General features: G+C 36.4%; 14 protein-coding genes and 1 pseudogene. 13 read left to right on the top strand and 2 right to left on the bottom strand.

Annotation, left to right across the window (positions count from 1 at the left end; translation table 11 throughout):
• Positions 1 to 638: 638 nt before the first annotated feature.
• The 4 genes from G3O08_RS21350 (at position 639) to G3O08_RS19480 (ending at position 4,211) form a co-directional block, all read left to right on the top strand.
• Positions 639 to 2,348 (top strand): YecA family protein, encoded by a 1,710-nt coding sequence (locus G3O08_RS21350; protein WP_239541360.1) that lies wholly within the window; start codon positions 639 to 641, stop codon positions 2,346 to 2,348.
• A 165-nt stretch (positions 2,349 to 2,513) separates the two neighbouring features.
• A complete protein-coding gene (locus tag G3O08_RS19490; RefSeq protein ID WP_163287128.1) occupies positions 2,514 to 3,098 on the top strand; it encodes a hypothetical protein in 585 nt (194 codons plus the stop codon).
• 118 nt (positions 3,099 to 3,216) lie between these two features.
• Positions 3,217 to 3,642, top strand: coding sequence for a hypothetical protein (locus G3O08_RS19485; RefSeq protein ID WP_163287127.1), 426 nt, complete (start codon positions 3,217 to 3,219; stop codon positions 3,640 to 3,642).
• Between the two features lie 125 nt (positions 3,643 to 3,767).
• Positions 3,768 to 4,211, top strand: a complete 444-nt coding sequence (locus G3O08_RS19480; RefSeq protein ID WP_317164114.1) for a flavodoxin family protein — start codon at positions 3,768 to 3,770, stop codon at positions 4,209 to 4,211.
• A 486-nt stretch (positions 4,212 to 4,697) separates the two neighbouring features.
• Here G3O08_RS19480 and G3O08_RS19475 read toward each other — a convergent pair whose 3' ends face one another.
• Complete coding sequence (locus G3O08_RS19475) at positions 4,698 to 5,255, bottom strand: hypothetical protein (protein WP_163287126.1); 558 nt, start codon at positions 5,253 to 5,255, stop codon at positions 4,698 to 4,700.
• A gap of 680 nt (positions 5,256 to 5,935) precedes the next feature.
• Here G3O08_RS19475 and G3O08_RS19470 point away from each other — a divergent pair.
• From G3O08_RS19470 to G3O08_RS21790, 4 genes and pseudogenes are all read left to right on the top strand, one after another.
• On the top strand, positions 5,936 to 6,307 hold the full coding sequence (locus G3O08_RS19470; protein WP_163287125.1) for a DUF6567 family protein: 372 nt from the start codon (positions 5,936 to 5,938) through the stop codon (positions 6,305 to 6,307).
• A 393-nt stretch (positions 6,308 to 6,700) separates the two neighbouring features.
• The gene (locus G3O08_RS19465; protein WP_163287124.1) at positions 6,701 to 7,417 is read left to right on the top strand and encodes a hypothetical protein; all 717 of its coding nucleotides are present in this window, start codon (positions 6,701 to 6,703) and stop codon (positions 7,415 to 7,417) included.
• Positions 7,418 to 7,565: 148 nt separating this feature from the next.
• Complete coding sequence (locus tag G3O08_RS19460) at positions 7,566 to 8,690, top strand: DUF6544 family protein (RefSeq protein WP_204336955.1); 1,125 nt, start codon at positions 7,566 to 7,568, stop codon at positions 8,688 to 8,690.
• Between the two features lie 190 nt (positions 8,691 to 8,880).
• Positions 8,881 to 9,105: pseudogene (locus G3O08_RS21790) on the top strand (HAEPLYID family protein); the annotation flags it as partial.
• A 245-nt stretch (positions 9,106 to 9,350) separates the two neighbouring features.
• Here G3O08_RS21790 and G3O08_RS19450 read toward each other — a convergent pair.
• Complete coding sequence (locus G3O08_RS19450) at positions 9,351 to 10,211, bottom strand: SDR family oxidoreductase (protein ID WP_163287122.1); 861 nt, start codon at positions 10,209 to 10,211, stop codon at positions 9,351 to 9,353.
• Between the two features lie 79 nt (positions 10,212 to 10,290).
• Here G3O08_RS19450 and G3O08_RS19445 point away from each other — a divergent pair, with 79 nt between their 5' ends.
• From G3O08_RS19445 to G3O08_RS20995, 5 genes are all read left to right on the top strand, one after another.
• Positions 10,291 to 10,728, top strand: a complete 438-nt coding sequence (locus G3O08_RS19445) for a winged helix-turn-helix transcriptional regulator (RefSeq protein WP_204336954.1) — start codon at positions 10,291 to 10,293, stop codon at positions 10,726 to 10,728.
• A 1,183-nt stretch (positions 10,729 to 11,911) separates the two neighbouring features.
• Positions 11,912 to 12,259, top strand: a complete 348-nt coding sequence (locus G3O08_RS19440) for a type II toxin-antitoxin system RelE/ParE family toxin (RefSeq protein ID WP_163287121.1) — start codon at positions 11,912 to 11,914, stop codon at positions 12,257 to 12,259.
• On the top strand, positions 12,256 to 12,564 hold the full coding sequence (locus G3O08_RS19435; RefSeq protein ID WP_163287120.1) for a helix-turn-helix transcriptional regulator: 309 nt from the start codon (positions 12,256 to 12,258) through the stop codon (positions 12,562 to 12,564). Before G3O08_RS19440 ends, G3O08_RS19435 begins: the two co-directional genes overlap by 4 nt.
• 540 nt (positions 12,565 to 13,104) lie before the next feature.
• Positions 13,105 to 13,317 carry a hypothetical protein gene (locus G3O08_RS19430; protein WP_163287119.1) on the top strand — a complete coding sequence of 71 codons (213 nt, stop codon included), beginning with the start codon at positions 13,105 to 13,107 and terminating at the stop codon, positions 13,315 to 13,317.
• Positions 13,318 to 13,524: 207 nt separating this feature from the next.
• Positions 13,525 to 14,115, top strand: a 591-nt coding sequence (locus tag G3O08_RS20995; RefSeq protein ID WP_204336953.1) for a transposase, incomplete at its 3' end; no start/stop codon positions are given.

Genomic DNA, 14,115 nt, shown 5'->3' with positions numbered 1-14,115 from the left:
AATGTAACGATCCACCGCAAAATCAAAAGTATCAGGGGGTCCTTTTTTGAAAAACGCGAATATTGGACCGGGAAGTCAGTAGAAGCCGCTATTTTTATGCAAATTGAAATCGTTTAGGACAGTATTGATATCAAATCAATTATCCAAGCTTGGAGATACCTTGTCGTGAGCAGTTTGAAAACGATTTGAATTCATCGTTTGGCTAGCAAGTAAGTTCTCCATTTTAAATGGATTCAGAGCTAAAAACAACGTTGCACTTCAAAAGATACGGCAGAATGAAGAATGCGGTGGAGCAAACCAAGCTTGATTTAAAGGGAGCTACAAGCTTGACTTGAAGGAAGCTATCGGCCAATCATACAATGTCATTCGTGCATTAGTGGCTAAAAAAAAGGTTGCCACTCAATTAGCGCAGCGATCTCACCGAAGATAATGCACGAATAAAAATAGTGTGGTAGTCCTATTCCACGGAATTTTCTTCAAATTTGGAAATAAAAACTCGACAGTTTAAAGGGTGGATTTATAAAGTTGAATTACTTTAAAAACTCCATTAATAATATTTGGCTATCCTTCATCAAAAGCCGACTTTTGAAACTACTTTAAATTGCTTTTTTATTCACCATAAGAAACCGGAAATGTCCATGTCTAAACCATTTAAGAAATACGAGATTAAAGGATACGAATTAAGTGATAATGTGGAAGTCATGTTTACCAATTGGAAATTGACATCAGACATAGTTGAAACCCTTGAAGCAGTTGAAAAGGCTGCAATTGCCGCGAAATCATCAGGCTACGACCGTATAATGAGAGCCATAAAAAAGTATCCGCGCATTCCGGTTTTTAAGGACGTGCTTATTATGTATTACAATAATAGGGGAGATCTTGGTAAAGCTGTTGAAGTGAATGATAAGCTACTTCGCGATCATCCTGACTTTTTACCGGGATACGTTAACAAGGCGCTCCAATACTATATAAAAGACGATTTTGAAAATATGCGCGAAGTGCTAACCGCGAATTTTGATTTAAAAGATTTATTTCCGGCGCGTAAGGTTTTTCACATCAGAGAGTTTTTAAGAATGCAGTACGTTGCTGTACTCTATTTTTCTGCCATTGATGAGTCAGAAAAAGCTTGGGATAGATATAGAATAATGGCAGAAAATGGCTCCGGAGAAGATTTAACCATTGCTGCCAGCGAACATCTATTAAACGAAGATTTTGATGAAGACAATTTAGACAATTATGATGAAGAGTTTGATGACGATATGGAAGATGAAATGATGGAAGGGTACGTAGGTCCTGATGTGCCGGAACAACCAACCACCACTAAAACTAAAATGCCCAGGTTGAACCATGAACTGTCCGAGGAACTATATTTTCATTTTTACGATGAGTTTGCAGATGGTATCATTACCAAAATTGCTAACCTTCCGAGGGAAACGCTAATCACCGATCTTGAAACTATGATCAATGATAGTTTTGAGCGCTATACTTACTTAACCGAAGATGATTGGGAAGTTGATAAAGCATTTGTAACTCATGCCATCTTCATGCTCGCCGAAATTAATGCGGTTGAAAAGGCTTCCTTAATCTATAAAGTATTAAGCCAGTCTTACGATTATCTGGATTATTTTCTCGATGTGATTTTTGAAAATGATTTATTCGATCCGTTTTACAAGCTTTTGGCGCACGATCCGGAAGCAATGATGGCCTTTATCAAAAAACCGGGTGTAGCTAATATGTCGCGTATCGTTGTATTGAGTCTGATAAAAGAATTGGCTATTCAGGATCCAAAGCAAAAGCTTGTTGCAATTAATTATCACAATCAACTATTAGACTTTCTTATTGCGGCTAAACCGGAAGACAACGTATTTGATAATATGCTCGTAGATGGAGTCGTTGCGAATTTGTTGTTGCTTCAGGCGAAACAATCCCTCCCAAAAATCAAATATGTGTTGGATGAGGGAATGCTTTTAAATTTTGCAGATATGCCATTTGAAGTGATGAAAGGTATTCTGCAAAATCCGAGACAGGCAGAAAAATTGCCATTGCTCTCCATGGTTGAAACCTATGACAAACTTGAGTTTCCAGAACCTGACGAATTTGATGACGAAGATTACGATTTTGATCCCTTTGGCGGAGATATGCAGCTGCCCGATGGGATGACTGAAGAAAAATTTAATGAGCTATTGCTGAAAGCCGAAGAAGCTGTGGTAGAAAGAAGAAATAAGGATGACCATGCAAATAGAACAGGCATGACCGTTGTTAAATCACCAAAACCAGGCAGAAACGATGCTTGCCATTGCGGCAGCGGAAAGAAATACAAAAAGTGCTGCTTGGGGAAGGATGAGTGAATGTGGCCATTCGGTTTTTGTTTGAGCGACCTGCGTAACTTACTGATTAAAATAGAGGAGACCCTATAAAATGAGTAACATCGCAAATATTTGCGATTTCATACGTGATATTTACTTGGTAAATTTGAATATCAAAAAATTCAAAAACCAACTAACCTCACAATTATGCAATTTTTTAAACAACCCCTTAGTTTTTTTCTATTTCTGGCCATTACATTAACTTTAGGTATGGTCTCGTGCTCTGATGATGATAATAAAGACGGAGGACCCGCTGGACCAGCAGGTGATGAATTTGGCTCTTCAGCACTCACCCTAAGTGGCGATGTGGAAGGAGAGAGATCGGGGATGGCCGATTTTGAATTGTTGAACCTCGCTGGATTATCACATTGGTGGACTATCAGCATGCTCGACTTTTCGCCGCAAACGTTTTCCCTTAATCTTATTTTAAGTGTTAATTCTGAAAATGCTCCACAACCTGGCCCTGGAACATATCCAATTGGTATTGACATCAATAATCCCAATACACAATATTTTACTGCCGACCTCACACTTATCGAAAATCAAGACTTTGCCAACGCTTCTAATTACACTACAGCAATGACTAGTGGTGGTACAGTAACAATTACAGCAGCAAATGATCAAGAGATGGTTGGAACCTTTGAATTTACTGCTATAGAGTATGGCGACTCGCTAAATGTTATTAGCACGGTAGATGTTTCAGGAAGCTTTTCGGCTGTTCCGGTCCAGTAAATAATTGTTGATGGGTTATTCGAAATAAGCATTAAATACAGCTTTAGCCAAGCCTATTTTGGAAATATTCAGCTTTTCGGTTTCTCATTCAAAAAGCGATCTGTGAAACTCGTTTTAAATGCGCTGCCTATTGGTATTATCTTGTCATTTTCAAGATAAATTTGATTTCCTGATACTTTCCCAATTTTATCTGTGTTTATATGATAAATGGGTAGTAAGTTCTGCATCGGTTATGAATAGTTGTTTAACTTGCATAACTGGAGAAAATTATCCGATAGACGACTACGAAATTGAATCTGCAGTTACCAAAAGTGAAAACATTCGGGGTCGAAGGCACATTAACGAAATCCCGCCTTCAAATATTAGTGGTTTTTTTAATGATGATGGCTATGAAATCAATACGGATTTAATTAAAAAGCCTTCATTATGTATCACTTGCATAAACGATGATAATCCAAATGAAAAAATGTTGTGTGACATGACACGTTATGACCAAAAAGATGGTAAAGAAAACTGTTTTGCATACAAAGCAAGAAAAATTTGAGATAGAAAGAAACCCTACGGCATAACTATGCCATTATCAAATAAGATAGAAAGGCCAGCGACTACCGATTGCCCTGCTTGCCATAACTGAGTCGTTGTGGTACATTTGACAGAAACATTAGAGAAGTGAAAAAAGTAATCATTATAGGAAGCTCTAGAAAGGATAAGGAAACGAAAAATGTTGCTACCGAATTGATACGAATATCAAATTGGGACTTAATTGATCTGGCTGATTTTAAGATTTCACAGTTTGACTATGAACACCTGAACAGAAACGATGATTTTATCGGATTGATAAAAAGAATAACTGAAAATTATGATATTTTGATTTTTGCAACACCGGTTTATTGGTATTCAATGAGCGGAATAATGAAAGTGTTTTTTGATAGACTGACCGATTTACTGCGTATAGAAAAAGATACTGGACGAAAGTTACGGAATAAATATATGGCTGTTATTAGTTGTTCGAATGGCGACAATTTGGAAGACGAATTTTGGCTTCCATTCAAAAAATTAGCTGAATATTTAGGAATGAATTACTTAACTGATTTGGCATACGTATCAAGGTAAAAGTGAAATCGATAAGATTGCGGAATTCAAAAGAATAATAGAAGAAAAAACGACATACCATGCATAAGCCATTGCTGGCAGTGTGCTTATCTGGAAAACCTCATTTCGAGATTTTCAATGGCCAATGGATTTTCCAGCGGTGTTTTGTACTTTTAATAAATCGTGCTCTAACACGCAATGGCTCATGCACATAAAAGTTGTGCTTCAGTCCCCGCATCAAGAAATCTCTATTAATTTCTACGGCTAACTTCTAAGTTGCCATTCATAAATATAATGGCAGCCGCTGTAAGCAAAGGGGTAGAAATAAAAACAAACTAAATTTGACCTTAGTCAGAATTTGAAAAGCAGCCATTTAATTCAGTATTAACCTCATGTATCAAAAAGAAATCTGGTGAAGTGATTTTCATAAGATTTTTTTAGATTCTCTTGGATAGATATAGCCCATTTATAATGTGAACTATACTTGCTTCTACAATAAGAAAAACCCTATTTTTTTAACGCCTTTTTAAGCTTAGCTTTTTTAGATTTAAGTGTTTTTTTCGAATCACTTAATTTACTTTTTACTTTTTTGATTTTACTTTTTTTAGCGTCTTTCTTTTTCGCTTTTTTTAATTTGTCTTTTAAAGCATCAACTTTTTTAGCTGTCTTCTTCACTTGTTTTTTTTCTGCGATCAAGTTTTTCTCGTTTTTTTTATTTTTATCTGATTTCGTTTTAGGGTTCTTCTTTTTCACCTCTATATTTACAGATGCAATAAGCTCCTCTTCCTTTACCAATTTTACAACAGCAACTTCAACCATATTCTCTTTTTCGGCTTTAGCTTTATTTTTAGTTCTGGCAGTAGTAGGTGCTTTTGATGGCGCAATGCTGGCTACCTCTTTCTTTTTTGTTGTACTTGTTGTTTTTTTAATAGGCGCTTTTTTAACTGCTGCTTTACTATTACTTTTTTTTGTAGTTGCTGCAGGCTTTTTAGGTGTCTTACTTGCTACTTTTGAAACCTTTGTTGCGGTATCATTTTTTGGTGTATTGTTATTTTGATTATCCATTTAATTTACATTTAGTTTACGCAAAGGTAACATTAAATTAACATTGGGTTTAAAAAAAAGTCAAATTTAATTTGTGCCAGAGATATTCTGAATCAGAATATTAAAGATATAAGCCTTAACTTTTATTGAAGCATTCTTATCTCAAAAAAACGTGTAATAACATCTTAGTTTTCGTTTAGTGCGTAGCACCAAGAATGAATACGCGGTTGTACAGCCTCCTCCGCCGAAAGTGGGGGAGTTGTTGTCACTAAAAGCGATAAGCAATTCAGTCCGCTGGGGCTTTACAAGTTTGGGAAATCGCTTTGGCCCTGGAAAACCCTTAGTAAAGAATGATTCATCTGAACGCCTAAAAACATTGTAATCCTATTATCATAAAATGAAAGGTAGTTATTTCAGGGACGTTTTTATTGGTATAAACAGAACCATCATTCCCTAAATATTTTCTTGCATTTGTCCACAATAACTTTCTGATTTTTCTCAAATTGTTCTTTGACTTCATGTCAATATTTCGGTATTGGTTTAACTCTATTTTCACCGTGTGCGACTTAATTAGCGGAGACAGGTTTAGCGTGTCGAAAATGATAATTATCAGTCAAATTATTGACCAAAATCATATTTATTCATTTGTCAGTGAAATATATTTGTAGCGATTATAGAATGAACAATCAAAAAAAAACATCATGAAAAAAATTCCAACAATTCTATTTGTCGCAGTTGTTTCATTAATGCTTAGTTCATGTGGGGTGAACAGTGCATTAATTCTAAATAACAATCAAAACAGCACAATGGTGCAACTCTCGTCTAATAACTACAAAGTAATTGATAAAGTAAGTGGTAGCGCAGAAGTTGAGTATATCTTATTGTTTGGCGGATTAAACAAAAGTCAACTCTATGAAAACGCTTATTCCGCAATGGTAGAGAAAGCCAATTTGGTTAATAGTTCAAAGGCATTGATTAACATTGTAACAGAAGAACATATCGGTGGAGTACCCCCATTTTATTATAAGCGTACAATTACCGTAAGTGCCAACGTGATTGAATTTACCCAATAGAGATAGGGAGTAATGAATTATCAGCTTTCTGTTTTTACAGCAATACCTATTTAAAAGGAATCGTAGATTATAGGAATTGAAAGTTGGCTCGGATATGGTTCGTCATGGATGCGATACGGCTACCTGGAACTGAGTACAAGAATTAATCTCACTTGACAGCTCAAAATTGGGAACCATGTTAATCAAAAACAAATCTCTTCTAATTTTGGCTGTTGTGGGATCTGTTTTATGTATAAACTGCACGTGATTTTAGGCGGTATTTTATTGAGCGATTTCAGACTACCCCACATCAAGAAGTCTCGATTAATTTCTACCGAAAACTTCAAGGGTTACATTCTTAAATTTAGTGGCAGCCGCTGTAAACAAAGGGATAGAAAAAAAAAATCAACCAAATTGCAGGCAACTAAACCCTCAAGTGCAATCACTTACTTAATACTCGTAAGTAGGCTTTTTCTATTTTTATTTTTTCAAGCTCTGATTGCCCTTATCGCTCATTCATGGGAAACTTCTGAAAAATACTGGTTGTTAACTGCTACCCAGACCAACATTGTTAGTATAAGCCTCTTATTCATTCTATTCAAACGAGATGGAATTCGTTTTTTCAAAATATTCTCATTTAATAGGGCGAGTATAAAAAAAGACATATACATCTTCATCGGAATTGTAATTGTAACGGCACCAATCGTAGTTGTGCCCGGTTATCTCTTAAGCACAATGCTCTGGAACAATCCAAATGTTCCGACAGCTATGATGTTTGGGCCGATTGAAAAATGGTTGACTTACATTTTATTGATAGCTTTCCCCGTAACCATAACTTTTGCAGAGTTAGCCACATATTTTGTGTATGTGATGCCAAAACTTAAAAAAGTGCTTAAGGTACAATGGTTCGCACTTCTACTCCCGGTCGTATTTCTCTCAATTCAGCATTGCACATTGCCATTTATACCCGATCTGAATTTTATTATGTACCGCGCGTTCGTGTTTTTACCTTTCGCTATCCTAATCGGTGTGTCGATTTATTTTCGCCCCCCGCTCTTCATTTACTTTGCTATTTTACACGGTATTCTAGACTTTGGTACTGCTTTGATGTTTTTATTGGAAATAAAGTAAATAAAACTTCTTCATTCAAAGTGACTTTCATCCTTTGGATAATCTCTGATCATCCGTACTTTGCAGTACATGTTCTGCCAATGGTGGTAACACACATAATGTATAGCGTATAAAAACGGCTTCTTACATTCTCTGGTAACGGCAAAGCATGATAAAACTGATCACCACAATGAAAATAGCATTTCTAATAATCGTGTTCATACACGGACTCATCCATTTGCTAGGATTTGTCAAAGCCTTCGGTTTTCTGGAAGTTAAGGCGTTGACACTTCCCATTTCAAAACCGATGGGAATAGTTTGGCTAATTGTAGCTGCATTATTTATACTTTGTGGGATCCTTTATTTTACGAGCAGCAAATATGCCTGGCTTGTTGGGCTTGTTACTGTTATAGTATCGCAGATACTTATCATTTACTTTTGGAAAGATGCCAAATTTGGAACAATTCCCAATCTGATTATTCTGTCGGTTACATTGGTGAGTCTTGGTTCGTATGTGCTACACAATGAGTTTACAAGTCGTGTAAAAAGCGATTTTTCAGAAAACAACACCCTTTCTACTGAAATATTAACTGAAACAGACATTGCTCATTTACCTTCTATCGTACAAAAGTATCTTTACTATACCAAGTCTGTAGGACAACCGAAGATTAAGAATTTCAGAGCTGAATTTGTTGGAGGAATGCGTTCTAAACCCAATGACAAGTATATGAAGTTACAATCCGTTCAATACAACTTTTACCAGAAACCATCACGGTATTTTTATATGTCGGCAAGTAAAATGGGGCTGCCTGCAACAGGTCTGCACCTTTACCAAAACCAAACGGCCACCTTTGAGGTCAGACTTTTGAATTGGTTTAAAGTGGTAGATGCCAGAGGTGATAAAATGAATCAGGCAGAAACGGTTACACTACTAAACGATATGTGTTTTATTGCCCCTGCAACATTAATTGATAGCAGGATAATATGGAAAGTTATAAACGATACAACAGTAACAGCAGTATTTAAAAATGGAAGCATTGGCATAAGCGCTGTGCTTTATTTCAATGGTCAAGGCGAACTTATAAACTTTATAAGTAATGACCGCTACGATACAGACGGTAAAAAATACGACAATTATCCCTGGGCTACTCCAGTTGAAAACTACAAAATAACAAACGGATACTTTTTACCAAGTAAGGCAAAACTCATTTACCAACGACCAGACGGGGATTTCATTTATGGTGAACTGGAATACAAAAGCGTTAATTATAACTTGAATAGTATTGAAGATTAAAAAAGGAAGCGTTTTAATTAGGTTATTGATTACCGGCAAAGAAATTAAGCCACTGACAAATAGTATATTTTAATTGCCGCTACAATATGAGTTTCAGAGTTTCTGCATCTAATAAGTTTTTGTGTAAGGTTACGGAGCAGCATTTCGAATTCGGTAACAACAGCCTACCGCCAAACCGTTGTACTCAAAGAGAATTAGTTTTCATTTCATGATTTCAGGTACGAGAAATTTTATTGGCATTGAGTTTAATAAAACCTTCTACCAAAGTGACTTTGATATGACCATGCGACCTCAAATGCGTTTAGGAATTGCCGAAAACTTGTTGATTGGAATAGTAGCAGGAATTCCCGTGAGCAGAGAAAACGAAAGATTAAGCTCTTTTATTAGACTGATATGGGAACCAAAGCATAAATAAAATACGGCCACCTACCTTGTATAAGCATATTGCAGACTCAATTACCATTGACTATTTTAGTAATTATAAAAGCTTAGTGCGGGCAGACGGTTAATCTGTAAATCCCGCACTAAGCTTACAGTTCAAAGAAGAAGCGATGGCAATAAACTGGCTAATACATCCTTCTTATTTTCTTAAAAGTGTCGAGATTTTAAGGGAACTATAAAAAAGAAGCCTAACATTTAAAGCTGCTTTTTTGTTAGACTTTATTTACCAAAATCCCTTTCCAACACAGTTTTTAAATCTGTTGGTTTTTTACCAATCACCCCCTCAATATCATCTGTTAAATATCCTACTTTTCCGGTTTTAATCATCCCGAAAATCGGGATCATATAGTCTGCTATAAAATCAGGGGCGCCACCTGCTTTTAACGCTCCTCTATATTCTTCTTCAGAAGGATTGGGATAGACAATTTTCTTATTCAACACATCAGAAAGTAAATGAGCCGCATCATGGTAACTGAATAATTCCGGACCTGTGAGTTGGTATGTTTTACCGGAATGTCCCGGTTCTGTTAACGCCTTTACTGCTACTTTGGCTACATCTTCCGTATCTACAAAACCTACTTTGCCATCACCCGCCACATTGAAAGTGATACCCCTTTCCACTAGATTTTCGTACTCATAGTTTTTAAAATTCTGGGAGAAAAATGAAGGCTGTAGAATAGTGTACTTAAAATTCCTTTCTTTTAAGTAGCTTTCCATAATAGCATGAAAAGCCAAATCACCTCCTAAACTTTCATTTCCAAAGGCAGAAAGATAAACTACTCTGTTGATGCTTTTTTGATTTAAATAATCAACAAAGGATTTTAAAATTCTATCTAAGTTAAAAGTTAAAGGAGGCCCTAGAATAAAAACCCTATCTACATTTTCAAGCGCTCTTTCAAAGCTTTTCTCATCTGTAAAATCAAATTTTACACATTGATCTTCCATAAGATTTAATGTTGTTTGAGCTTTATTTACGTCTCTTGTGCCTGCAATAAAATCCACTTTTGATGCTTGTAATTGTTTCACCAATGATTTGCCAATGGTACCCGTCGCTCCGGTAATTAAAATTTTTGCACTCATGTTTTCGAAATTTAAAGTTAATAGTTACTTTTAGTAACTCAAAGTTATAAAGTAACTATTGAGTATAAAAGAAGGCACAATGAGCAAACTAAGTAACACTGAAGTAACTAATACAGAGGATGAATCAGTTAAGGAAGGAGAAAAAATGAAATTAATTTTGGACAGAGCAAAAGATCAAAGTAAACTCTGCCCTGTTCGGGATGTAATCAATAGAATTAGTGATAAATGGAGCCTGCTTTCTATACTAGCTTTAGGAACACACGGTACATTGCGGTTTAATGCTTTAAAAAAAGAGATAGGCGATGTATCTCAACGCATGCTTACTGTTACACTAAGAAATTTAGAAGAGGATGGCTTTGTGAGTAGGAAAATTTATGCAGAGGTACCGCCACGGGTAGAATATCAGCTAACTGAAATGGGTCAGGGCCTTATGCAACAGGCTTTGCAACTGGCAGATTGGGCTAATAACCAGTTGCCTGAAATTATTTCGAGTAGAAAAAAATTCATTAAAAATTAATCAATTAGACTACAATTTCCTTAAATTAGGCTTCCGTTCAAACGTCAACCTTTGACCCTTCTCGCAGGGGGGTGGCTACTTTTTAAAATAAAGTCTGATTTGTGCCATACTTCTGGAATCGCTAATAACAGAAATTTCGGAAATCAACGCCTCAATTACAGTTAAAAACTAAAATATCTGTGCAGCCAATCAACATTTGATTTGAGCCATCACTTCACCACTGCTGAGGCAAGAACGATCACTTTCAAAAATTATAAATTACTCCAACTCTATCTTCGACCAAACTTCAAATAGATAGTGTTTGTCCACAAACCGCAGATGCCGCACAGAAGCATCGGTGGTCCAATATCAGTGTTGCAACATGCCTTACAGCAGTTTATCCCGAATTTTCAGCGGGGCACTCCCAAGGGGTTGTACATACCTTTAGATTTGTCTCACCCTTTTAATCTTTTCAAGATTGTTGATAGTGTTGTTGAAAAGAGGGGGTTTGGGGGAGACTCAAAACTTCGTAAAATTGTGAATAAAAAAAAGAATGGGGTGAACTATCTTACATACTAGGCCTCTATGCGCACTCCCAAGGGGTCGTCGGTTTGATGTGAAGACTCGCTATTGAACTTTATGAGCCTTTGAGTGAACTTAGCGAAGATTATTCCGTTTTTCGGGGTGACCTAATGACCGTCGACCAGAGGGAGTCCATACGGTAGTGAATAATTGACAGACACTAGATAGGCTATTTCAAATAATTTCTTTTTCTCTCTTTCATCAGTTCCGGTAAGAATAGCTTTTTGGGCTGTTTTGGTATTTCCCAATAAACCCAGAGCAAAAGTGATACGTGTTTTTGCTGGCTGATTTTATAGCTGCGGGATGGCAATTTAAAGCGCAGCCAATCAAACCTTTGCTCAGATGAGAGTTTTTAATTTTTAGACGTTTTTTTCGAACGGGTTGAGTATTTTGAAAGGTAATGGTTCCTTTGGTGGGAGATTTAACCAAATTGACAACTGAAAGCTATAAGCAATATAAACGTACCTCTTCTAAAACATTCGTTTATACGCCATATAGAGGGTATAAACGCAATAGGAGGTTGTGGAGTGGAGTTTATATGGATGTTGTGCAGCAGCAATAAATCAGAGCTCGCAAATAGTTTCTTAAAAAGGAAATGTGTATCTTTATTTCAAATTTCAGAATGGACTACAGATTTCAGGTTGACTTTTTAGAAGACGCTAAAGAATTCTTGGACGCCTTGGACGAAAAGTCACGAGAAAAGATTTTCTATAATATCTGGAAATCTCGGAGTACAAGTGACAAAGAACTCTTTAAAAAGCTTCACGACGAAATTTGGGAATTTAGGACGCTGTATAGCAAAACGCATTTCCGACTTTTAGCTTTTTGGGATAAAGAAGATAAATCGGACACGTTAGTTATCGCGACCCACGGAGTGATTAAGAAAACAGGTAAAATAGCGAAGCGAGATATTGAAAAAGCTGAAAGATTAAGGCAAGAGTATTTTAAGAACAAAAGAAAGAAGAAATGAAAACGTATAGCTTAGACGAATTGACCGACAAATACATCGGCAAAAAAGGGACAGATAAACGGAACAATTTTGAAAGTGAGTTGCGTCTAGATCTCTTGGGACAGACGATTAAAAAGGTTCGTTTAGAGCGAAATTTGACTCAAGCGCAGCTGGGAGAGCTAGTGGGCGTTAAAAAAGCGCAGATTTCTAAGATTGAAAACAGCTTTACCGATGCCCGATTTGAAACGATCTTAAAGGTCTTTCGAGCGCTTAATGCCAAAATTAACTTCAACGTAGAACTCAATCATACCACGACGGCGTATTAAAAAAGCCGACAGCACAACATTACCTAAGAAAACATGCGGGATCCCGTTAGTATGAAGATGATTACCTTCAACATAAATCGCGTTAAGGATGAGAGATTATCGGTTCTAAAGCCGCACGTTTCTTAGCCTTAGCGTTATGGGCAATAAATGAATAAATGACTGATAAAATTACAAAAGACTTAATAACAGCTTTACCCAAGGAATTAGTAGAGTATTTAATGTCTGCCTATATTGAAATCTTTTAGAAAGACACGAACCTTCAGAATTGAATGGAGGAAAGTTTGTTGAAGCCTTGTTTTTACCGGAAATATTTGATGGATCATATTTAGGCGAATATGTTGAAACCAATACGATATATTACAAGAGAGTTATATCAGCCTTCAGCGATTTTGTGATTAATTTGTGCACGATAAAATTTGACAATTCAGCACTGAAGTACATCAATCTTTTAGCCGCCTTGGGTAGATATTGCAGGGAGAAAGTTAATAAGGATAAGCGCTTCCTCAATACCTGTTATTTGGTTGTTGACACTTTAAGTACTTGCAACCTAAATTTGAAGCAGATATACCTAAATACGGAGAAGGATACATTGAGCTAAAACGGCAAATAGAATCTATTCGGGACTGGGGGAAATCACATGACAAGGAAGCGGACAAAAAGCTAATCGATTATTGCAATACTATAGTTGCTACGTTTAAGCCTGAACATTTGGTCGAGCAAACCGAATCTAAATTTGTGAACTGGCTTGGATAGTTAGGCATTTTTTTTCTTTTTAACAAAATTGTTGGTTAATTAAATTCCTTACTGAAATCTCGAATAATGAGATTCCTTAAATAATTCGTTTTTAATTTTTCAGAAAGTCGGGGAGGGTTAATATAATATCAAATTTGTTGATCAGATTTCTTCTAATCAATTATTTGATTTAAATTCACATGAGATGATCCTAAACATTTTCAGATCATGGCCGATAAATTTCGAAACAAATACAGAATAGATTCCAACCGTTTGCAGAATTGGAATTACGGCTGGAACGGGTCTTATTTTATTACAATCTGCACCAAAAATCGAATAAACTACTTCGGCGAAGTTTTAAACGGGAAAATGAAATTGTCACATATCGGTGTAATCGCAGATGTATTCTGGTTTGAAATACAAAATCATGCAAAATCTCTAACCCTGGGCGAATTTGTGGTTATGCCCAATCATGTTCACGGTATATTAAATGATAAAATTGATTCTACAGGCGCAGGAGAGGTGATTGATCCAAGAGCGGAGAAAAAGATCACCCCAAATCCGCCGGAATTGGCACCCTCATCTAAAAAACAACCTTCCGCAGAAAAATCGCCCACCTCCGAAAATCCTTCGACCTCTGAAAATGAATTTGATCCGGCAGCCAAACCAATCAAAACCATCGGTCATAACCGTTTTCAAAATCAGGGTAAAAACACGATTTCCTCTATTGTGGGATCTTATAAATCTGCTGTAACAAAACATTGCAACCGTTTGGGATTGGAATTTTCGTGGCAACCTAGTTTCTATGATCACATCATC

The organism is Cryomorpha ignava (assembly GCF_010686655.1).
GTDB lineage: Bacteria > Bacteroidota > Bacteroidia > Flavobacteriales_D > Cryomorphaceae > Cryomorpha > Cryomorpha ignava.
Note: the sequence above shows the minus strand (reverse complement) of the source record. Positions and strands in the feature narration are given on the sequence as shown.